Origin of the sequence: Caldovatus sediminis (assembly GCF_014644455.1) — a bacterium.
Lineage (GTDB): Bacteria > Pseudomonadota > Alphaproteobacteria > Acetobacterales > Acetobacteraceae > Caldovatus > Caldovatus sediminis.
The window spans coordinates 125,110-145,619 of sequence record NZ_BMKS01000003.1 but is presented as its reverse complement, the minus strand read 5'-3'; the positions used below and the strand labels follow the sequence as shown (position 1 = coordinate 145,619).

Annotated in this window: 20 protein-coding genes; 8 read left to right on the top strand and 12 right to left on the bottom strand. The window is 74.2% G+C overall.

The features are described from left to right. Positions 1–11 precede the first annotated feature (11 nt). The 7 genes from era to folK form a co-directional block, all read right to left on the bottom strand. The gene (gene era / locus IEX99_RS05985; protein ID WP_188899106.1) at positions 12–938 is read right to left on the bottom strand and encodes a GTPase Era; all 927 of its coding nucleotides are present in this window, start codon (positions 936–938) and stop codon (positions 12–14) included. Further along, entirely contained in the window at positions 935–1,672 is a 738-nt protein-coding gene (rnc, locus tag IEX99_RS05980) for a ribonuclease III (RefSeq protein ID WP_188899105.1), read from the bottom strand. The genes era and rnc overlap by 4 nt, the downstream gene beginning before the upstream one ends. Before the next feature lie 21 nt (positions 1,673–1,693). Then, on the bottom strand, positions 1,694–2,458 hold the full coding sequence (gene lepB / locus IEX99_RS05975) for a signal peptidase I (protein ID WP_188899104.1): 765 nt from the start codon (positions 2,456–2,458) through the stop codon (positions 1,694–1,696). A gap of 159 nt (positions 2,459–2,617) precedes the next feature. Next, entirely contained in the window at positions 2,618–3,025 is a 408-nt protein-coding gene (gene acpS / locus IEX99_RS05970) for a holo-ACP synthase (RefSeq protein ID WP_188899103.1), read from the bottom strand. Then, positions 3,022–5,409 carry a RelA/SpoT family protein gene (locus IEX99_RS05965; RefSeq protein WP_373285162.1) on the bottom strand — a complete coding sequence of 796 codons (2,388 nt, stop codon included), beginning with the start codon at positions 5,407–5,409 and terminating at the stop codon, positions 3,022–3,024. Before IEX99_RS05965 ends, acpS begins: the two co-directional genes overlap by 4 nt. Positions 5,410–5,422: 13 nt before the next feature. Beyond that, entirely contained in the window at positions 5,423–5,839 is a 417-nt protein-coding gene (rpoZ, locus tag IEX99_RS05960) for a DNA-directed RNA polymerase subunit omega (protein ID WP_188899102.1), read from the bottom strand. A gap of 150 nt (positions 5,840–5,989) precedes the next feature. Then, positions 5,990–6,556 carry a 2-amino-4-hydroxy-6-hydroxymethyldihydropteridine diphosphokinase gene (folK, locus tag IEX99_RS05955; RefSeq protein WP_229677839.1) on the bottom strand — a complete coding sequence of 189 codons (567 nt, stop codon included), beginning with the start codon at positions 6,554–6,556 and terminating at the stop codon, positions 5,990–5,992. Between the two features lie 97 nt (positions 6,557–6,653). Here folK and IEX99_RS05950 point away from each other — a divergent pair, with 97 nt between their 5' ends. Further along, positions 6,654–7,295: a LabA-like NYN domain-containing protein gene (locus IEX99_RS05950; RefSeq protein WP_188899100.1), complete on the top strand. Its 642-nt coding sequence runs from the start codon at positions 6,654–6,656 to the stop codon at positions 7,293–7,295. Between the two features lie 195 nt (positions 7,296–7,490). Here the strand turns inward: IEX99_RS05950 and IEX99_RS05945 are convergent, their stop codons facing one another. Together IEX99_RS05945 and IEX99_RS05940 are read right to left on the bottom strand one after the other, a co-directional pair. Then, entirely contained in the window at positions 7,491–8,282 is a 792-nt protein-coding gene (locus tag IEX99_RS05945; protein WP_229677838.1) for a WecB/TagA/CpsF family glycosyltransferase, read from the bottom strand. Positions 8,283–8,295: 13 nt separating this feature from the next. Continuing rightward, entirely contained in the window at positions 8,296–9,534 is a 1,239-nt protein-coding gene (locus tag IEX99_RS05940) for an outer membrane beta-barrel protein (protein ID WP_188899099.1), read from the bottom strand. 206 nt (positions 9,535–9,740) lie between these two features. Between IEX99_RS05940 and IEX99_RS05935 the strand changes: the two genes are divergently transcribed. The 5 genes from IEX99_RS05935 to IEX99_RS05915 all read left to right on the top strand — a co-directional run bounded on the left by IEX99_RS05935 (position 9,741) and on the right by IEX99_RS05915 (position 14,956). After that, positions 9,741–10,262, top strand: a complete 522-nt coding sequence (locus IEX99_RS05935; protein WP_188899098.1) for a hypothetical protein — start codon at positions 9,741–9,743, stop codon at positions 10,260–10,262. Between the two features lie 6 nt (positions 10,263–10,268). Further along, positions 10,269–12,059, top strand: coding sequence for a type I secretion system permease/ATPase (locus IEX99_RS05930; RefSeq protein ID WP_229677837.1), 1,791 nt, complete (start codon positions 10,269–10,271; stop codon positions 12,057–12,059). Beyond that, entirely contained in the window at positions 12,056–13,549 is a 1,494-nt protein-coding gene (locus IEX99_RS05925; RefSeq protein ID WP_188899097.1) for an HlyD family type I secretion periplasmic adaptor subunit, read from the top strand. The genes IEX99_RS05930 and IEX99_RS05925 overlap by 4 nt, the downstream gene beginning before the upstream one ends. A gap of 71 nt (positions 13,550–13,620) precedes the next feature. Further along, positions 13,621–13,911: a hypothetical protein gene (locus tag IEX99_RS05920; RefSeq protein WP_188899096.1), complete on the top strand. Its 291-nt coding sequence runs from the start codon at positions 13,621–13,623 to the stop codon at positions 13,909–13,911. A 4-nt stretch (positions 13,912–13,915) separates the two neighbouring features. Then, the gene (locus IEX99_RS05915; RefSeq protein ID WP_188899095.1) at positions 13,916–14,956 is read left to right on the top strand and encodes a glycosyltransferase family 2 protein; all 1,041 of its coding nucleotides are present in this window, start codon (positions 13,916–13,918) and stop codon (positions 14,954–14,956) included. Between the two features lie 122 nt (positions 14,957–15,078). On the opposite strand, the gene IEX99_RS05910 is transcribed toward IEX99_RS05915, so the two are convergent. Then, positions 15,079–16,200, bottom strand: a complete 1,122-nt coding sequence (locus tag IEX99_RS05910) for an acyltransferase family protein (protein WP_188899094.1) — start codon at positions 16,198–16,200, stop codon at positions 15,079–15,081. A gap of 160 nt (positions 16,201–16,360) precedes the next feature. Between IEX99_RS05910 and IEX99_RS05905 the strand changes: the two genes are divergently transcribed. Both IEX99_RS05905 and IEX99_RS05900 read left to right on the top strand, forming a co-directional pair. Next, the gene (locus IEX99_RS05905) at positions 16,361–17,812 is read left to right on the top strand and encodes an O-antigen ligase family protein (protein WP_188899093.1); all 1,452 of its coding nucleotides are present in this window, start codon (positions 16,361–16,363) and stop codon (positions 17,810–17,812) included. A gap of 1 nt (position 17,813) precedes the next feature. After that, positions 17,814–18,899 (top strand): acyltransferase family protein, encoded by a 1,086-nt coding sequence (locus IEX99_RS05900; RefSeq protein ID WP_188899092.1) that lies wholly within the window; start codon positions 17,814–17,816, stop codon positions 18,897–18,899. A 42-nt stretch (positions 18,900–18,941) separates the two neighbouring features. Here the strand turns inward: IEX99_RS05900 and IEX99_RS05895 are convergent, their stop codons facing one another. Both IEX99_RS05895 and IEX99_RS05890 read right to left on the bottom strand, forming a co-directional pair. Next, a complete protein-coding gene (locus IEX99_RS05895; protein ID WP_188899091.1) occupies positions 18,942–19,724 on the bottom strand; it encodes an FkbM family methyltransferase in 783 nt (260 codons plus the stop codon). Then, on the bottom strand, positions 19,721–20,494 hold the full coding sequence (locus tag IEX99_RS05890; RefSeq protein WP_188899090.1) for a glycoside hydrolase family 16 protein: 774 nt from the start codon (positions 20,492–20,494) through the stop codon (positions 19,721–19,723). The genes IEX99_RS05895 and IEX99_RS05890 overlap by 4 nt, the downstream gene beginning before the upstream one ends. Between the last annotated feature and the right edge of the window lie 16 nt (positions 20,495–20,510).

Sequence of the window (20,510 nt, the reverse complement as noted above, 5' to 3'; positions counted from 1 at the left end):
GCCGCCCGGCCCTAGCCCGTGTCCTCCAGCCCGAGCGCCCGGATCCGCGCCCGCTCCTCGTCCCAGTGCGGGCGCTCCTTCACGTTCAGGAACAGGTGCACGCGCCTCTCCAGCAGCGCCTCCAGCTCGCGCCGGGCCCGCTGGCCGATCTCCTTGATCCGCGCGCCGCGGTCGCCGATCAGGATCGCCTTCTGGCCGGCCCGCGCGACGTAGATCGTGCAGTCTATGCGCACGCTGCCGTCCTCGCGCTCGGTCCACTGCTCGGTCTCCACCGTCGCGTGGTGCGGCACCTCCTCGTGCGTCTGGCGCAGGATCTGCTCGCGCACGATCTCGGCCGCCAGCATGCGCTGGGGCAGGTCGGAGAGCTCGTCCTCCGGGAACAGCCAGGGCCCCTCCGGCATCGCCTCCGCCAGCCGGTCGAGCAGCCGGTCGAGCCCGTCGCCGGTCGCGGCCGAGACCATGAAGGTCTCGCCGAAAGGCAGCAGCGCGTTCAGCTCGGCGGCGAGCGGCAGCAGGCGCGGCCGCTCCACGAGGTCGGTCTTGTTCAGCACCAGCCAGGCCGGCCGGCCGCCCCGGCGCAGCCCCTCGACGATGCCGCGCACCTCCTCCGTCAGCCCGGCGCGCGCGTCCACGATCAGCAGCGCGAGGTCGGCGTCCCGCGCCCCGCCCCAGGCCGCCGCCACCATGGCGCGGTCGAGCCGCCGGCGCGGGCGGAAGATGCCCGGCGTGTCCACCAGCACGATCTGCGAGGCCCCGCGCATCACCACGGCGCGGATGCGGAAGCGCGTCGTCTGCGGCTTGGGCGAGACGATGCTCACCTTGGCGCCGGCGAGCGCGTTCACCAGCGTGGACTTGCCGGCGTTCGGCGCGCCCACCACGGCGACCAGGCCGCAGCGCGTCGGCGCGCCCTTCCCTGCCGCCTCGCCGCCGCCGCTCACGCGCCCTCCAGCCCCGCCAGCCACGCTTCCGCCGCGGCCTGCTCCGCGGCACGCTTGGATTCGCCCACGCCTTCGGCCTCGCGTCCGGCCGCGCTCACCGCCACGACGAAGACGGGCCGGTGCGGCGGCCCCGCGGTCGAGACCAGGCGGTACTCCGGCAGGCCGAGCCCGCGCGCCAGCGTCCATTCCTGCAGCCGGCTCTTGGGCGAGTGCGGCGGGCGCGGGCTGGCCTCGATCAGCGGCGCCCAGGCGCGCCGGACGAAGGCGCGCGCCGGCTCCAGCCCACCGTCGCGGTAGATGGCGCCGAGCAGCGCCTCCAGCGCGTCGGCCAGCACGCTGGCGCGGCCGCGCAGGCCGGTGCGGCCCTCCGCCGCCGGCACCCGCAGCGCGGCGCCGAGGCCGAGCCCCTCCGCCACCTGCGCCAGCGCGTCCTGGGCCACGAGGGAGGCGAGCCGCTTGCCGAGGTCGCCCTCGCGCTCCTCGGGAAAGCGCTCGGCGAGCCATTCCGCGATCAGCAGGGCGAGCACCCGGTCGCCCACGAATTCCAGCCGCTCGTTCGAATCGAGCTGGCCGCGCCTGGGATCGGCGGCGGAGCGATGGGTCAGCGCCTGGCGCAGCAGCGAGGGGTCGGCGAAGACGTAGCCGAGCCGGGCCTCGAGCCCTGCCTCGCCGGGGCCGCGCGCCTCGCCCGCGCCGGCAGCGGGCGGCGCGGCGCCGCCGGTCTCAGCCTGCATCGCCATCGGCGCCGCGGCCCGTCAGCGCACGGCGGAGAACAGCCGGTTCCAGCGGATCGCGCGAGGCCACGTCCAGACCTCCCACCACGAGCCGGTATCGCCATCGACCGAGAAGAAGATGAACTCCGCCCGGCCGACGAGGTTCTCCAGCGGCACGAACCCCACCGCGTTCATCGCCCGGCTGTCCAGGCTGTTGTCGCGGTTGTCGCCCATGGCGAAGACGTGACCGTCCGGCACCCGGAACTCCGGGGTGTTGTCGAACGGCCCGTCGTCCGTCGTCTCGAGGATCTCGTGGGACCGCGCCGCCTGGCCGCCGCCCGGCGCGGGCAGCGTCTCGCGGTAGCGTCGCGCGGGGGAGGGCCGCGGCCCGTCGCCCTCCACGAGGTAGGGGCCGAGGTAGTCGCGCCGCACCGCCTGGCCGTTGACGTAGAGCAGGCCGTTGCGGACCTGCACGCGGTCGCCCGGCAGGCCGATGATGCGCTTGATGTAGTCGGTCGAGTTGTCGCGCGGCAGCTTGAACACCGCCACGTCGCCGCGCTCCGGCAGGGAGGCGAAGATCCGGCCGGAGAACAGGTTCGGGCTGAACGGCAGCGAGTGGCGCGAATAGCCGTAGGAGTACTTCGAGACGAACAGGTAGTCGCCCACCAGCAGGGTCGGCATCATGCTGCCGGAGGGGATGTTGAACGGCTCGAACGCCACGGTGCGGATGACCACCGCGATCAGCGCGGCGTAGAGGATCGTCCTGGCGCTCTCCAGCCAGCCGCCGCTGCTCTTCCGCTTCGCCATCGCAGGAGTTTTCGCCGGCATCCGACTTCTCTGCCCTCCGCTCGCGCCGTCCCGTCATGCGCCGCGCCCGACGCCCCGGATGGCCGCGGAGGAACTGCGTCACGCCGGCGGATTCCCGCCCGGGCGGGCGGGGACAGAAGCCCGGCGACGGCCCGGATGTCAAGGAAGCGGCACCGCGGCAATGACCACCATCGCCTGGGCGTAGGGGTACTCGTCGGTCATGGTCAGCGTGACCTGCGCGGCGTGCCCCGGCGGCGTGATCGCCCGCAGCCGCTCCGCCGCCCCGCCGGTCAGGCAGAGCGTCGGCTGGCCGGAGGGCAGGTTCACCACCCCGAGGTCGCGCCAGAACACCCCCGCCCGGAAGCCGGTGCCGAGTGCCTTCGCCGCCGCCTCCTTCGCCGCGAAGCGCTTGGCATAGGTGGCGACGCGGATGCGCTCCGTGCGCTGCTCGGCCTTGGCGCGCTCGACCGGAGTGAAGATCCGCTCGATGAAGCGGTCGCCGTACTTCGCGATCGTCCGCTCCATCCGGCGGATGTCGATCACGTCCGACCCGAGGCCGATGATCATCCGCGCGCCCGCTCCACCTCCGACACGCCGGGGCAGGCGCGCAGCGCGGCGATGATGTTGGCGAGGTGGCGCAGGTCGCTGACCTCGACGTCCACGAGCATCTCGAGATGGTCGGCGGCGCGGTGGACGATGCGCAGGTTGCTCACCTGTCCCTCCTGCTTGGCGATGGCGGTGGTGAGCGCGGCGAGCGCGCCCGGCGCGTTCTCGGCCACGAGGCCGATGCGCCCGGTGTGGGTGACGCCGGGCGGCAGCCCGCCGCCATAGTCCCATTCCACGTCGAGGAACCGCTCCGGCGTCTGGGCGAAGCTCTCCAGGGTGTGGCAGTCCGAGCGGTGGATGGTCACGCCGCGGCCGGTGGTGACGATGCCGACGATGCGCTCGCCCGGCAGCGGATGGCAGCAGCCGGCGAAGTGCACCGCCATCCCCGGGATGAGGCCGAGGATGCCCATCGCCGAATCGCGGGGCCCGCTGCCCGGCCCCCGCCGGCCGGCCGCGCCGCCCCGCGCCTCCCCCTTGCCCTCGATGGCCGCGGCGGTCAGCAGCGGCCCGGCGCCGAGCCGTCCGCGCGGCCGGGCGAGCGTCGGCGCCCCGGCCGGGCGCGGCGGCGTGCGCAGTTCCGGCACCGCGGCGTGGACCACCTCCCGCGCGGTGATGCTGCCCGAGCCGACGGCATGCCACAGCGCGTCGAGGTCGGGCTGCTTCAGCGCCTTCAGCGCCGGCTCGACCAGCTTCTCCGAGAAGTCGAGCCCCTCCTGGCGGAACGCCTTGGCGACCGCGGCGCGGCCGTTCTCCTGCTGCTCCTGGCGCTGGCGGGCGTGGACGAAGCGGCGGATGCGCGCCCGCGCCTTGCCGGTGACGACGAAGCGCTCCCAGGCCGGGTTGGGCGTGCCGCCGCGGGCGGTGATGATCTCGACCTGGTCGCCGTTCTCGAGCTGGTGGCGGAGCGGCACGATGCGGCCGTTGACCTTGGCGCCGACGCAGGAATCGCCGACCTCGCTGTGCACCTGGTAGGCGAAGTCCACCGGCGTGGCGCCGCGCGGCAGCTCGATCAGGTCGCCCTTGGGGGTGAAGCAGAACACCTGGTCGCGGTGCAGCTCGAGCTTGGTGTGCTCGAGGAATTCCTGCGGCTCGGCGGCGTTCTCCAGGATCTCGAGCAGCGCCCGCACCCACGGGTAGCGCCGCCCCTGCTCGCGCGCCGCCTCGCCGCCCTGCTTGTAGAGCCAGTGGGCGGCGACGCCGTACTCCGCCACCTCGTGCATCTCGCGGGTGCGGATCTGGATCTCGATCTTGGCGTTGCGCCGCGCCGGCACCGTCACGCCGGTGTGCAGGCTCTGGTAGCCGTTGGTCTTGGGGGTGGAGATGTAGTCCTTGAACCGCCCGGGCACGACGCGGTAGGCGGAGTGGATGGCGCCGAGCGCGGCGTAGCAGTCCGCCTTGTCGGGGACGATGACGCGGAAGGCCATGATGTCCGAGAGCTGCTCGAACGCCACGTTCTTCCGCTGCATCTTCAGCCAGATCGAGTAGGGCGCCTTCTCCCGCCCCTGCACCTCGATCACCGGCACCTCGGCCTCGGCCAGCACCCGGCGCAGGTCCTCCTCGATCTCGGCGATCAGGTCGGCGCCCTGGCCGCGCAGGAAGGAGAGCCGCGCCGCGATCGTCGCCCAGGCGTCGGGGTTCAGCTCGCGGAAGGCGAGCGTCTCCAGCTCGGTCTTCAGCGCCTCCATGCCGATGCGCTCGGCGAGCGGCGCGTAGATCTCCATCGTCTCGCGCGCCGTGCGGCGCCGCCGCTCCGGCTGGGCGACGTGATCCAGGGTGCGCATGTTGTGCAGCCGGTCGGCGAGCTTGACGAGCAGGACGCGGATGTCCTCGCTCATCGCCAGCACCAGCTTGCGGAAGTTCTCCGCCTGCTTGGTGCGCTCCGACTGCAGCTCGAGGCGCGTCAGCTTGGTCACGCCGTCCACGAGGCGCGCGATGTCGGCGCCGAAGCGCTTCTGGATCTCCTTCAGCCCGACCGGGGTGTCCTCGGCGACGTCGTGCAGCAGGGCGGTGGCGATCGTGCCGGCGTCGAGCCGGAAGCCGGCGAGGATCTCCGCCACGGCGAGCGGATGGGTGATGTAGGGGTCGCCGTTCTCGCGCTGCTGCCCGGCATGCGCCTCCGCGGCGAAGCGGTAGGCGGCCTCGACCAGACCGAGGTCGGCCTTGGGGTCGTTCGCCGCCAGCCGCCGCAGCAGCGCGGCCGCCATCGCGTCCGGCTCCGCGCCGCCCGGCGCCATGGCCGGCGGCGCCACGGCGACGGCCGCCGCCGGCTCCGCCATCCCGCCGGAGAGCCCCTCCGGCGCGCGCGGCGCCGGGGCCTCCGCCCGGGCGTCGCGCGCCGTCGTCATGGCGAACCCGTCCTCAGCGTCCGGCGGTGCCGCCGTTGCCGCCGCCGAGCTCGGCGGCGATCGCCGCCTCGATCTCCTCGGGCGAAAGCTCCTCGGAGCCGCCGCCGGCCTCGGGCAGCGGCTCCTCGTTCACGTCCATCACGCCGAAGATGTTCTCGTCGGTGGCGATCAGGTCGAGCACCTCCTCGTCGGCGGGCTCCGGCTCCGGCGCGCGCTGCAGCGACTTGACCAGGTCCGCCTCCAGCGCGGAGAGGTCGATGAGCCCTTCCGCGATCTCGCGCAGCGCGACGACGGGATTCTTGTCGTTGTCGCGGTCCACGAGGATCTCCGCGCCGCGGCTGATGTTGCGCGCGCGCTGGGCGGCGAGCAGGACCAGCTCGAAGCGGTTGGGGACCTTGAGGATGCAATCCTCGACGGTTACGCGGGCCATGGGCAATCGGCTCCGATCGCGGAAGAAGGGGGCGGCTTCGGGGCGGCGGAGGCGCCGAATCGCGGGTGAACCTCCCAGATAGCCAGCGCCTCGCGACGCCGCAAGGCGTCCGGCCGCCATGGGCGGGGGGACATGCGCCGGCTGCCGCGCTCAGTCGGGCAGCCGTTCCGGCCGCGACTCCCCTTCCGGCAGCGCCGCGATCAGCGCCTCGACCGTGAGGCCAAGCCGCGGATGCCGCCAGCCCGGCGCCACCTCGGCGAGCGGGCACAGCACGAAGCCGCGCCGATGGGCGCGCGGATGCGGCAGCACCGGGTCCGGCGCGTCGCGCACGATCCCGCCCCAGGCGATCAGGTCGAGGTCGAGGCTTCGCGGCGCGTTCGGGTAGGGCCGCCGCCGCCCCGCAGCGGCCTCCAGCCGGTGCAGCGCCGCCAGCAGGGCCGCCGGCGGATCGGGCGCCATCTCGCCGCGCGCCCGCAGCCGCGCCACGCCGTTGATGAAGCGTGGCGCGCCGGGCTGGGGCGGCACCGGCTCCGAGGCCCACCAGCCCGAGAGCGCGACGAGGCGCAGCCCCGGCAGCGCCCGATCAAGCGCCACCGCCGCGCGGCGGCAGGTCTCGAGCGGCGGGGTCCCGTCGGGTGCCGGCAGGTTCGCCCCGATCGCGACCAGGATGTCTCCGGTTTCGGTTCCGCCGCCGCCCTCACGAGTCGATCCGTTCACGATTTTGTGTTTCCATTGACGGAACGAAGCGCTATCGTCCGCGTTCCATGAGGGCCCGCCGCCCCGGCGGGCCGTTGTGTTCCGGACGATCGCCACCTTGCATTTCGAGCGGACCGAACGCCTCGCGCTCTTCATCGACGGGGCGAATCTCTACGCCGCATCCCGCACGCTGGGATTCGACGTGGACTACAAGAACCTCCTGGCGCATTTCCGCAAGCAGGGCGTCCTCGTGCGCGCCTACTACTACACCGCGCTGCTCGAGACCGAGGAGTATTCCCCCCTCCGCCCGCTCGTGGACTGGCTCGGCTACAACGGCTACGCCGTGGTCACCAAGCCGGCCAAGGAGTTCACCGACGCCACCGGCAAGCGGCGGGTCAAGGGCAACATCGACGTCGAGCTCGCCGTGGACGTGATGGAGCTCGCCCCGAGGCTCGATCACGCGGTGATCTTCTCTGGCGACGGCGACCTCCGCCGCCTCGTCGAGGCGGTGCAGCGGCGCGGGGTGCGCGTCACCGTGGTCTCCACGATCCGCACCCAGCCGGCGATGATCGCCGACGAGCTGCGCCGCCAAGCCGACGCCTATCTCGACCTCGCCGACCTCGCGCCGGAAATCACCCGCCGCCAGGTGGAGCCGCGGCCGCGCGTCGCCGGCGCCGCGACCAGCGGGCCGGCGCGCGGCCTCGCCCCGCCGCGCGCGGCACCGTCTGCGATCGAGACCGCCGCGGGCGCCGCGGAATAGCGCGCCGAACTCCGCCCGTCCCTGGCGGCGAGGGCGGTCCTCCGCGTCCTGGCCCCCCGTCCGATCCGCTCGCGCGCGATCGCTGCGGCGCCAGGCCGTCGCCTGCCCTGGTGGCGCCGGCCGAGGCGCGGTCAGCCATGAGCCGAGAAAATCTTTGAAATTCATATAATTTTCGATTTTGTCTGCCATTATGTGTCAGCTTTGCCGCCGCCCCCGCGCCTCCCTCCACAGCAGCGCCAGGATCGCCGGATCGTCCCGCAGGTAGCGCCGGGCCAGCCGGCGCGGATCCTGGGCAAGCCGCCAGGCCCACTCCAGCCCCGCCCGCTGCACCGCAACCGGTGCCCGGCGCTCCGCCCCGCAGAGGAACAGCAGGCTCGCCCCGATGCACAGCGCGGTGCCGCGCGCCTGTCCGCGCTCGGCCAGCCGGCGCGCCACGATCTCCTGCCGCGGCGAGCCTACGGCGAGGAAGGTGAGGCGCGCCTGCGCCCGCTCCACGAAACGCAGCGCCGCCTCCAGCGCCGCCGGGTCGCCCTCGAAGCCCATCGGCGGGTCGTGATGGGCGATCGCGGAAAGCCCGGTCCGCGCCGCCAGCGCCGCCACCCGTTCGGGCGCCATGCCGAGGATCGCCACCCGCTCGTCCGGCGCCACGGCGGGCTGCCCGTGGGAGGGGGCGAGCAGCGCCGCCGTCAGGTCGCTGCCCGGCACCACGGGCGGGACCGGCAGGCCGAGCAGCCGCGCCAGCCGCGCCACCACCCGGCTGTCGAGCAGCCGCAGCCACGCCCCCTGATACAGCGGGCCGAGCCGCTCCGGCTCCCGCGCCAGCCGGACCAGGTGGTCGGCATTGGGCGTCACCACGTAGGCGAAGGGCGCCCCGGCCGGCCGCTGCGCGATCGCCCGCGTCGCCCCGGCCAGGTCCAGCGCATCGAACTCCAGTCCGAGCAGCCCGACCCGGCCCGGCGGCACCGCTCCGCGGCTCTCCTCGCCCACGCGTTCTCCGCGGTCAGATGGCCATCCGCAGGCGCACCTGGATCAGGTTGCGGTAGTACTCCTCGGCGCCGCCGGTGGCCTCGATCCGGTTCACGTGCTGGTAGCTCGCGATGAGCTGCATGTTGCGGTTGAGCAGCCAGCGGCCGGAGAGGATGGCGTAGGCGTCGGTGGCCCGGAGGCTCGGGCTCTCGTACACGCGCCGGTCCGCCCCCAACTCGAGCCCGAGGATCACGTTGCGCAGCAGCTCGTGGTCCACGTTGGCCTGGAGCAGGGTGCGGGTGTAGCTGACGCGGCTGAGGCTGATGGACTCCTCGATGGTCCGGCGCAGGCCGAGGGTGACGGTGGTGATCTGGCTCGGCGCCCAGATCACCTGCGCCTCGAAGGCCGGCCCTTCCAGGTCCTTGATCGCGGGGGATTCGTAGCTGCGCCGGCGGTAGCCGATCCCGCCGCGGCCCTGCCAGACGCCGTCGAAATCGTACTGGAACCCGACCAGCACCTCCCAGGTGAAGCTGTCGCGCCCGCGGGAAACCGCCCGCTCGTACCGGATGTCCTGGAACCGGGCGACCAGCGTGCCGAGCCGCCCCGGCGCGAAGGCGTAGCCGGCGCCGACCACCGCGATCCACGTCTGGAAGTCGTTCGCCGACAGCGTCTGGGGCACCCCCCCGGGGGCGATGTCGTCGAACCGGAAGATCTGGTAGTTGAGAAGCGCCGTGAGCGCCAGCCGGTTGAGCCTTGTGTTTCCGGCGATCTGGAACTCGTCCACGTCGAAAGGCGCCGGTTCGGCGACGCCGGCCTGCTGCAGGTCCACGCTGCCGGTGTCGAGATGCTCGCGCCGGTGGGTGTAGCGCGCCTCGAGGCTGGACGCCGCCCCGATGTCGAGGCGCCCGAAGGCGCCGACCGACCAGTCGAGCCAGTCGAGGGCGCCCTGCGAGAAGTACCGCCGCCCCCCGACATTGCCCGCCACCCCGACCGCGTGGCGCGACCAGTCGCTCTCCAGGCCCGCGCCGAGGCGCCAGTCGAAGAAGCCGTCCCCGGTGCGGTTCCGCCGTTCCGCGAACACATTGTCGTCGTAACCGAGCCCGAGATCGGCGGCGGCGTCGAGCCGGAACGCGCCGACCCGGACGCCGAGCGGATCGAATTCGGGCCTGGGCCGCGTCGTGACCGTCGCTCCCCGGGCGGTCGTCTCGGCCGGAAAGACCTGCGCCTGGGCCTCGAAGGCGGCCGCCCCCGCGAGGAGGACGGCCCCGAGCACGCCCCCGATGCCGGAGAACGAACATTGACGGTGGCGGAACACCCTGTGACTCCCGGTGCGGAACCCCGCTCGACCGTGCTACCACGCATGCGGACGACCGGCCACCCGCGGAATGACAGCGCGAGTTCACCGGTTGTTGCGCGGGCCATCCCTTCCCCGCGCCGCGCCCCTCTGTCTTTTTCTTGTGCTGGAGTGGATGCCCCCCGATGGCGTCGTCGCCTGTCGAGACCTTGCGGCCGGACCTCCCCCAGGCCGCGCCGCGCCCGCCGGAGGCCGCAGTGACCGCGGCCGGCAAGGTTCCCCCCCCGCCCACGGCGGACACCGCCGCGCCGGAGGCGCCGCCGCGCCTCGGCGCGTTCCGCAGCGGCCGCGGCGACGACCGGCTCACCGATCTGCTGGCCTACGCCATGGCCGTCGAGGCGCACGAGGCGGCTGCCGCGAAGGGCGAGGCCGCCGCGCCCCTCGCCGCCCCCGAGGCGGCCGAACGGTGGCGCGACCGGGCGACGCGCGAGCTGCACGACCACGCCTTCCGCCTGCTGCACAACCGGGTCGAGGAGATCCGCGCCGAGGCCGTCGCCGAGCATCTCGGCCGCCACCCCCGGCCGCCGGGCCTTGCGATGCTGGTCCTCGCCAACCTGCTCGCCCTGGGCCTCGCCGCGGTCGCCGCCGCCTGGCTGCACGGCAACCCGCAGGTCCTGGCGCGGATCCTGGCGGCGTTCGGGAGCTGAAGGGGGATGGCGATGTTCTTCGGCAACCGCGCCCAGGCCGCCGGGATGTTCGGCGAGCGCGCGGCGGAGACCCCGCTCGCCCTCGCCCTGCGGGCATGCAAGCGGCAGTTCTGGTCGGTCGGCCTGTTCAGCGGCGTGGTCAACCTGCTCCAGCTGACCGTCTCCATCTACATGATGCAGGTGTTCGACCGGGTGCTCTCCACCCGCAGTGTCGACACCCTGATCTACCTCACCGTGGTCGCGATCACGGGGATCGGCGTGCTCGCCCTGCTCGAGGCCGCGCGCGCCAAGGTGATGCACCGCGTCGCCTCGTGGATGGAGCACAGGGTCGCGCCCGAGGGCTTCGTCCGCGCGGTCGAGAGCCAGCTCCGCGGCCGCTCCTACCGGATGGAGGCGCTGCGCGACCTCGCCGTGTTCCGCAACTACCTGAGCTCGCCCGGCGTCCTCAACCTCTACGACGTGCCCTGGGTGCCGATCTTCCTGCTGGTGATCTTCGCCCTGCACCCCACCCTGGGCTGGATCGCGCTGCTCGGCGCGCTGCTGCTGTTCGCCCTCGCGATCCTCAACGAGGTCGCCACCGCGGGCCTCCTGCGCCAGGCCAACACCGCCTCGATGGCGACCCAGCGGCGGGCGGACTCGATCGTGCGCAACGCCGAGGTGATCGACAGCATGGGCATGCTGCCGGCGGTGATGAGCCGCTGGCGGGAATCGGTGGCGGAGGCGGCGCCAGCCATGGGAGCGGCCTCGGACCGGGCGTCCGTGCTGCTGGCCATCACCAAGTTCATGCGCCTCGCCGTGCAGATCGGCGTCCTCGGCACCGGCGCCTTCCTGGTGCTGCAGCAGGAGATCACCGCCGGCGCCTCGATCGCCGCCTCGATCATCATGGGCCGGGCGCTCGCGCCGGTGGAGCAGCTCATCGGCGGCTACAAGCAGCTCGTCCAGGCGCGGCAGAGCTTCCGCCGCCTGCAGACCTTCCTCTCCCTCCCCCGGCTGCGCCCGCCCGGCCTGCCGCTGCCCGAGCCCAGCGGGCGGCTGACCGTGGAGCGCGTCTCCTACGCCTTCCCGGGCCAGGCGGTGGCGATCATCAAGGGGGTGAACTTCGCGCTCGCCGCCGGCGAGAGCCTCGCCGTGATCGGGCCCTCGGCAGCCGGCAAGACGACGCTGATCCGGCTGCTGATCGGCACGCTGCAGCCGACCGCCGGCAACGTCCGGCTCGACGGCGCCGACGTCTACACCTGGATGCGCGAGGACTTCGGCCGCCACGTCGGCTACCTGCCGCAGGACGTGGAGCTGTTCGACGGCACCGTCTTCCGCAACATCGCCCGCATGGGCGAGGCCGAGCCCGAGGAGGTGTTCGCGGCCGCGAGGCTCGCCGGCTGCCACGAGATGATCCTGCGCCTGCCCCAGGGCTACGACACCGAGATCGGCGACGGCGGCCAGCACCTCTCTGGCGGCCAGCGCCAGCTCATCGGCCTGGCGCGGGCGATGTTCGGCAACCCGAAGCTCGTCATCCTCGACGAGCCGAACTCCAACCTCGACGGCGACGCCGAGGCCGGGCTGATGCGCGCCCTCGCCGAGCTCAAGCAGCGCGGCACCACCGTGGTCCTCGTCTCGCACCGGCCGACCCTGGTGCAGGGCGTGGACAAGGTGCTGCTGCTGCGCGACGGCGCGGTCGAGATGTTCGGCCCGCGCGTCGAGGTGCTCAAGCGCCTGATGCAGCCCGCGCGCCCGCAGGAAATCGCCGCCACGGCCTCCGGCGCCACGCCGCGCCTCGAAGGCCAGAGGGCCGCCCAATGAGCCTCACCACCACGCCTCCCCGCTCCGACACCGCGCTGGCCGAACGGCCGCGCGCCGCCCCCCCGGCCGCGGCGCCAGCGCGACCGCCCGCGCCGCCGCCCCCCGGCGGCCGCGACCAGGCCGTCGGGCCTCGGCGGGTCGGCCTGCCCGCCTTCCCCGCCGCGGGCGGCGCGCTGCGGCCGCCGGTCGAGGAGATCCTCGATGCGCCTCGCCCGCGCACGCGGGGGCCGATGCTGTTCGGCTTCATCTCCATGCTCCTGTTCTTCGGCGGGTTCGGCGCGTGGTCCGTCCTCGCCCCGCTCTCGGAGGCGGCGATCGCGCCCGGCGTCATCAAGGTCGAGGGCCAGCGCCGCACCATCCAGCACATGGAGGGCGGCTACGTCCGCGAGATCCTGGCGCGCGACGGCGACCGGGTCGAGCGCGGCCAGGTGCTGATGCGGCTCGACGACATCCAGTCCGGCGCCAACCTCGAGGCCCTGCGCAGCCAGCGCTGGGCGCTGCTCGCCCAGGACGCGCGGCTCTCCGCGGAACTCGCCCGGCTGCGCGAGATCGCCTTCCCGCAGGACCTGCTCGCCGCGGAGGATCCTCGCGCCCGCGACGCGGTCGCCGGCCAGCGCGCCCTGTTCGAGGCCCGGCAGGCGAGCCTCGCCAGCCAGATCAGCGTGCTCCAGGCGCGGATCGACCAGCAGAACGCGGTGCGCGATTCCGCCGAGGGCACCCTGCGCTCGGCGCGCCAGCAGCTCGAGAGCTTCCGGCAGGAGGAGGCGGACATCGGTCCCCTGGTCCGCCAGGGTCTGATCCAGCGCCCCCGCCTGCTGCAGATCCAGCGCAGCGCCACCGAGCAGGAGGCGCGCATCACCGCCGCCCAGGCGGACATCGACCGCGCCAGCCACGCCATCCTCGAGGCGCGCAGCCAGATCCGCCAGATCGAGGACCAGCGCCTGCAGGAGGTCTCGGCCGAGCTGCGCGAGGTCCGCTCCCGCCTCGCCGAGGTCGAGGAGCGGCTGCGCGCCGCCCAGGACGTGGCCCAGCGCCGCGACATCGTCGCGCCGGAACCGGGCATCGTCGTCAATTCGCGCGTCTTCACCATCGGCGCCGTGGTCCGCCCCGGCGACGCGGTCATGGACCTGACCCCGCTGCAGGACCGGCTGATCGCCGAGGTGATGGTACAGCCCAACGACATCGACGTGGTCTATCCGGGCCTCCGCACCGAGGTGCGCCTGCCGGCGTTCAAGCAGCGCCTCGTCCCCTTCCTGCACGGCGAGGTGACCTACGTCGCCTCCGACGTGACCATGGACGAGCGCACCCGGCACAGCTACTATCGCGCCTTCGTGCTGATCGACCCGGAACAGCTCGAGCGGCTGCCGAACGTGCAACTGGTGCCCGGCATGCCGGTTGAAGCCTACATCCAGGTCGGCGAGCGGAGCTTCTTCCGCTACATGATCCAGCCGATCCTGGACAGCTTCCACCGCGCCTTCCGGGAGCAGTAGGCGCGCCGCGGCGGCGCCGGGGAAACGCAAGGGACGGGTCGCGCGGCCCGCCGACGGGAGAGCATCACGACATGGCCGAGATTCGCACCATCCTGTTCGCCGATGGCATGCTCGATGCCACCGTCGCGAACGGCGTCGCCCGCATCACGCTCGCGCAGAGCGGTCCCGAGGGGAAGCCCATGCCGGCCGGCCAGCTCTGCGTGCCGCTGGTCCAGTTGCCGACGCTCGCCAACGGCCTGGTCAACCTGCTCCGCCAGGTCGAGGCCAGGGCCAAGGAGGCGCAGCAGCAGCGCCAGGCGGCCGCGCCGGAGAGCGATTCCATCGCGGTGCCGCCGCCGGGCGCGTTCCGCTTCCAGAGCTGACCCCTTGCCGCCGGGCCCGGAAACCGCCGGGCGCGGCGCGGACGGCCGGCCGACCCTGTCGGTGGTCGTCTGCACCCATGCGCGGCCGCGCTACCTCGCGGCCTGCCTCCACGGGCTCGCCCGGCAGTCGGCCGCGGCGCGGGCGCGCTGCGAGACCATCGTGGTGGACAGCGCCTCGCCACCGCTGCCGGCGATGGAGGTTGCGGCGCTCGCCGCCGCCGCCGGTGCGCGCCTGCTCCGCAGCGAGACGCCCGGCCTCTCCGTCGCGCGCAACCTCGGCCTCGCCGCCGCCAGCGGGCGCTGGATCGCCTATCTCGACGACGACGCGGTGCCGGAGCCGGACTGGGCGGAGGCGCTGCTCGCCCGGATCGCCGCCCTGCCCCCGGACGCGGCCGCGCTCGGCGGGCGCATCCTGCCGGAGTGGGAGGCGCCGCTGCCGCCCTGGTGGCCGGACCGGCTCCGTGGCGTGTTGACCATCGTCGAGTGGCCCGGCTTCGGGGAGGTCGGGGCGCCGGAAACCCCGGCCGAGGCCGCTGTCTACGGCGCCAACATGGCCTTCGCGGTGGCGCCGCTGCGCGCGGTCGGCGGGTTCGACGCCGCCCTCGGACGGGTCGGCGCCCGCCTCCTCTCCGGCGAGGAGGTGGAGGCGCTCGACCGGCTCTGGGCGCATGACTGGCGGGTGTTCTACGACGGCGCCGTGGCCGTGCGGCACCACATCCAGGCCGAGCGGCTGCGGCCGGGGTGGCTGCTGCGGCGCCTCTACTGGCAGGGCGCCACCGACGCGCTGCGCGACCGGCGGCGCGGCCTCGGCCGCTCGCTGCGCCGGTTGCCGCCGCGGCTCGCCAGGCTGGCGGTCCAGGCCCCGCTCCTCGCCTGGCCGGAAGCCTCGGTGCGGCTGATGCGCGTGCGGTGCGGTGCGGCCTACAACCTCGGCTACGCGCGCGGCTGCCTGCTCGCGGCGCGGACCCTGCTCCGCCGCGGCAGCGGCCGCGGCGCGCCGGGCGGCGCGGCGCGCGGCAGGCTTTTTGGCGACGCCACCCGCTGATCCCGGGGACCGCGGGCGCCGACCGGTCCACCCGCGCCTCCCGCCGGGTCCCACGGCGCACGCGCCGCGGCCGGGCGCCCGGGGACGCCGACGGCCAAGGGCGGATCGGCCGCGACCGCGAACTATCCGCCCATGCGCGCGAGCAGCCAGCGCTGGGCCGGCACCTCGACCAGGCGCCAGGCGAGCCAGCCGGCCGCCAGGTTGACGCCGAGCGCCACCCCCATCAGCGCGAGCCGCGCCGGCTGGGAGGGGTCGGCGACCCGCAGCAGCAGCACCAGTGCCGCCTCGACGAAGACCCAGCAGAGATAGACGCCGTAGGACGCCTCGCCGAGGCGGAGCGCCAGGTCGCGCGGCGGCGTCGCCGGCGCCGGCCGGGCGGCCTCGCGGCAGTACCCGCCGGCGATCAGCGCGGCCAGCCCCGCCACCGTCACCGTGTCCACGCCGAGGGCGATTCCGCCCGGCACGCAGAGGCCGGCGATCGCGAGCGCGGCCGGCGCCACCGCCCCGGGCCGCGGGCTCTCCGCGCAGAGGCGCCCCAGGGCGAGGCCGAGCACGAACTCGGACGCGAAGCGGAGCAGCCCCAGGTGCACGGTCAGGTTGAGCCCCGCCCCCGGATCGCGCGCGCCCAGCGCGAGCAGCGCGGCGAGGGCGAGCGGCGGCACGGCGAGCAGGGCCGGCCGCGGCGCCGCCAGCACGGCCGCGAGCAGCAGGGGGAACGCCAGGTAGCCGGCCCATTCCGCCGAGAGCGCCCAGGAGGGGTAGTTCCAGGCCAGGACGTCCGTCGTCTCCCAGCTGTTGACCAGCAGCGCCTGGAGCCAGAAGTCGCGCATCCCGAAACGCGTCGGGTCGTTCACCTGCAGCCCGGCCAGCGCCGCCAGCCCCACCAGCGCGGCGAGCGCGAGCAGCGCCAGGGCGTGCAGCGGGTAGAGCCTGGCCAGTCGGCGCCCGAGGAACCGCGCATGTCCCCGCAGCCCCCAGGGCGGCCGCCGGTGGTAGCCGAGCCAGAGCGCGAAGCCCGAGAGCAGGAAGAACCCGTCCACCCCGAGCCAGCCCTTGCGGACCACCGCCTCCGCCACCGGCACGCCGCGCAGCGCGCCGAGCGCGAGTTCCAGGTGATAGATCACCACCCATCCGATGAAGAGCAGCCGGAGCCGCGTCAGCGCCGCGACCCGCGGCGGCGCCGCGCCCCCCGGCGCTGCCGCCCCCGCCGGGGCGACGGCGGCGCGGCCCTCGCGGCCCGGCAAGGGGCGCGCCGCGGGCTCGGCGCGGCCGGCCGCCTCATCGCGCGCGAGGCCCGCGCCGATCCTCGCCGAAGGCAGACCTCCCATCACCGTTCCCGATGCATCCTGATTTCGCCTGCGGCGTTGTCGGGTGCGACGACCCGCCCGCCACAACGCCACGCGCATGCGATCCGTTCCATCCACGCTCCGTCCCTGGCTGCTGATCCTGCCGGTCGGCGCGGCGCTCCTCGGCGCCGCGATCGCCGCGCCGGAGATCACGATCCGGCTGGTGCCGCTCCTGATCCTGATCCCCGCCGCGCTGCTGCTCTACGAGTACCCGCTGGCCTTCGCGGTCCTGCTGGTCGCGACCTACGGCCTCGGCGTGGACTTCGAACTGGCGCGGATGGCCTCGAGCGCGGTCCGGGACGGGACGGAGGAGGCCGCCGCGAGCGGGGCGAGCGAGGGCCTCGGCGCGCTGGGCGCGGCGGTGGTCAAGGTGATGCCCTTCGTCCTCGCCGCCATGCTGACGGTGCGCTACGGCTTCGCCTCGGCGGTCAACTGGCCGTTTCTCGCCTTCGCGGCGATCGCCGCGACCAGCATCGTCGTGCTGCCCATGGGCCGGGTCGTCGACCTGCCGGAGATGGTGCGCAGCTTCCTCGGCTCCACCGCGCCCTTCGTCCTGGCCTTCGCGGCGGCGCCGCGCCGGTTGTGGTCGCTGCTGTGCAAGGGCGTGGTCGCGGTGCCGCTGGTGAGCGCCGCGGTCGGCGTGCTCTACGACCTCATCGGCCCGCACTTCGCGGTCGACCCGATCTACGGCCGCTTCCAGGGCATGCACAGCGCGCCCTTCCTGGCGGGCTTCGTCGTGACCGCGATCTTCGCCTGCACGCTCGAGTACCTGCGGGGCTTCCGCCCGATCTGGCTGGTCCTGGGCGCCGCCAACCTGCTCGTCCTGTTCGCCACCCAGGCGCGCGCCCCGACGACGACGGTGGCGCTGTTCCTGCTGCTGGTCTTCATCGCCGCCCGCGACCGGATCTTCCCGCTGCGGCGCAAGGCGGACCTGGTGATGGGCGGGATGCTGCCCGGCCTCATCGTCCTCGGCCCGGCCTTCCTCTACGCGCTCGACCGCTTCATCGGCAGCGACGGGGAGTTCAACTACTCCGGCCGCGACGTGATCTGGCCCTACTTCGTCGACGCGATCGAGGCGCGGCCGCTGTTCGGCTACGGCCTCGGCGCGGGCAAGCTGATCGTTGATCCCGACGATCCGCAGATCAGGCTGATCCGCTCCAACGCCGCGCACAACGAGTACCTGCGCCTCGCCGTGGACGCCGGCGTGGTCGGCTGCGCCGCGATCTTCGCCGGCATCGTCGCCTGGATCTGGGGCGGCACGCGCCGCACCGCGCGGACGGAGCGGGTCGTGCTGCGCTGCGCGCTGGTCGCGGCGCTGTTCCACGCCGCCTTCGACAACGTGCTGATCGCCACCACGGGAGTGGTCCAGTTCATCTGGTTCACCGCCGCCATGGCCCGCAGCCGCCTCGAGGTGCGGACCGCGCCCGGCGCGGCGCCCCTCCCGTCCCGGCCGCGCCGCGGCGCCCCCGCAGCCGCGGGAGGCGGCGGCGGAAGACGAGGGGCCGCGTAGCATGCCGCCCCCGGACCGCACGCTCGACGCCGCGGCGCCCCCCCGCCCGCCCGCGCCGGGCGCCGCCGCGGCGGCCGGCCGTCCCGCCCGGGCGGCGGCCGGCGCCCGCCGGCTCGACCTCGACCGCGCGAAGGGCGTGGCGATCCTGCTCGTCGTGTTCGGCCACATCGTGGCGCGCGAGCCGCCGGCGGGGGTCGAGTGGTACGACCAGGTCCGCTACCTGATCTACCGATTCCACATGCCGTTCTTCCTCTACCTGAGCGGCTACGTGGCGTGGCTGACCGGCGCGGCGCTGACCCCCTCCGCGGCGGTCCCGGACCTGCTGCGGCGGCGGGCGGAGCGGCTGCTGCTGCCCTTCCTCCTGTTCGGCCTGTTCGTGCTGCTCGGCAAGCTCGTCGCGGCGCGGGTGCTGCACGTGGACAACGCGCCGGCCGGGCTGCTCCAGGGGCTGCGGGACCTCGTCTGGACCACGGGCGAGAGCCCGGCGACGATGGTCTGGTTCCTCTGGGTGCTGTTCCTCAGCAGCGCCCTGGCGCCGCTGCTCGTGCCGCGGATCGGTCTCGCCGGCTTCGTCGCGCTCGGCTTCGTCCTGGCCGCGGTCGAGCTGCCGGCGATCGCCTATCTCGACAAGTTCGGCCGGCACTTCCTCTTCTTCGCGCTCGGCTGCCTGGCCGCCGCGCGGGAAGCGCGCTGGCTGCCGCTGTTCGAGCGCCGGCAGCCCCTCTGGTGGGCCGCCTTCGCGCTGTCGCTGCTCGCCGCCCATCTCGGCTGGATCGGCGAGTGGTGGTCGCTCGCCGTCTGCGGCGTGGCGGCGATCCCGGCGCTGCACGGGGCGATGCGCCTGCCGCCGCTCGCCGCGGCGTCCTGGCCCCTGTTCTTCGGCCGCTACTCGATGGCGATCTACCTGCTCAACACGGTCGCGATCGGGCTGACCAAGGCGCTGCTGCTGGCGGCCGGCGTCGGCTGGACCGCGTCCGGCTTCCTGGTCCACGCGCCGGCGCTGACGCTCGCCGGCGTGTTCCTGCCGATCCTCGTCAAGGTCCACGCGCTGCGCCGGGTGCCGGCGCTCGACCGGATGACCAGTTGAGGCGGGATCCGCCCTGCGGGCCGCGGGCGCCGCCTTCCGGGATCAGGCCTCGATGTGGCGGGCCACCAGCTCGGCCTTCTCGTCCGCGAGGAAGAAGGTGCCGAGCGTGCCGGTGCGGCCGGCGCGGAAGCGTCCCGCCTGCGCGTCGTAGAGGTAGGGCCGGAAGCCGAGGCCGGCGAGGTGATCCAGCACCGCCGCGCCTGGCGTCTCGATCAGCAGCACCGGGCGGTGGCGGCGGAGCGTCTCCTCGGCCCCGCGGAGCGCGGCCAGCTCGTAGCCCTGCACGTCGAGCTTGATGAAGAAGGGTGCGGTCGCGAGGCTGTCGAGCGTCACCACCCGGCACCGGACCGTCTCGATCCGCAGCTTGGCGGGATCGAAGCCGCTGATCGTCCGCGGGTTCAGCCAGGACGCCGCCGCCGCGCGGTCGATCGAGGCGAGGCCGTCGAACACGTAGCCGCGGTAGGAGGGGATGTGCAGGTCGAACTCGCCCTCGCGGTCGCCGAGTCCCACCGGCTCGATCCGCACCCCTGGCAGGCGGCCGAACCGGCGCTCGAGCCGCGCCGCGAGCGCCGGGTTCGGCTCGAACGAAAGGATCCGCGGGCGCCGCGCGGTCATGCGGATCGCCGCGATGCTCTGCCCGCGGTTGGCGCCGACGTCGAGGTGCAGCCGGTCCTCGCCGCCGAACAGGCGCAGCGCGGCGAAGTCCGGCTCGAACGGCCGCCGGGCGATGCCGCGCAGCAGGTGCTGCAGCTCGGCCTTGGCGTCGCCCAGCCAGGGCGCATAGGTCTGGGCGGTGCGGAGCAGCCGCCTGGTCGACTCCCTCACCGGCCGCCTCCGGGGCGGCGCGGGGATGCGCCGGCCTCTCCCGGCCCGCAGACCGCCGCCCCCGGCGCCTCCGGCGTGAGGACCCGACGGCCGATCCAGCGGACGTAGCGGACCTCGACCTCGTAGGGATCGGGCGCGTCGGCGTCCGGCGGGCCGTTGTGCCAGGCCTCGGACGCCGAGGCGACATGCGCCTGCAGGCCGATGCTCATCGGGATGTCCGGCACGTGCTCGGTCCAGCTGTGCTTGTGGCGCCCGTTCACGTAGAACTCGAGCCGCCGCCCCGGCGTCCAGACGATCGAGTAGGTGTGCCACTGCGTCGCGTCCACGTCGGTGAAGCGCGAGTCGTAGCGGTCGTCGTTGATGCCGCGCGGCCCCTGCCAGTGCAGGGTGGTCATCACCTGCTGCTTGTCGACGCTCGGCGTCTCCACGATGTCGATCTCGGGCGGCCACACCAGGCGGCCCTGCGCGTCGGGCAGCGCCGGCCAGAGCAGGAAGGCCTGCCCGAGGCCCTTCCCCGGCGGGATCCGCGCGCAGATGTCCACCTGTCCGCCGAGGAACCCCTCGAACCCGGTCGCCTTCAGCCCCATCGAGACGCCGCCGGCCTTCCAGCGGCCGCCGTCGCGGAAAGCGCGCAGGCGCAGCACGCCGCCCCGCACCGCGACGCCCCGGCGGTCCCAGTCGAACATGCCGTTCCAGTAGGTGCTGCCGTGGTAGACGATCTGCCACTTGCGGCGGTCGAGCTCCGTGCCGCGGAAATCGTCCTCGAACATGGGCCCTCCCGATGCC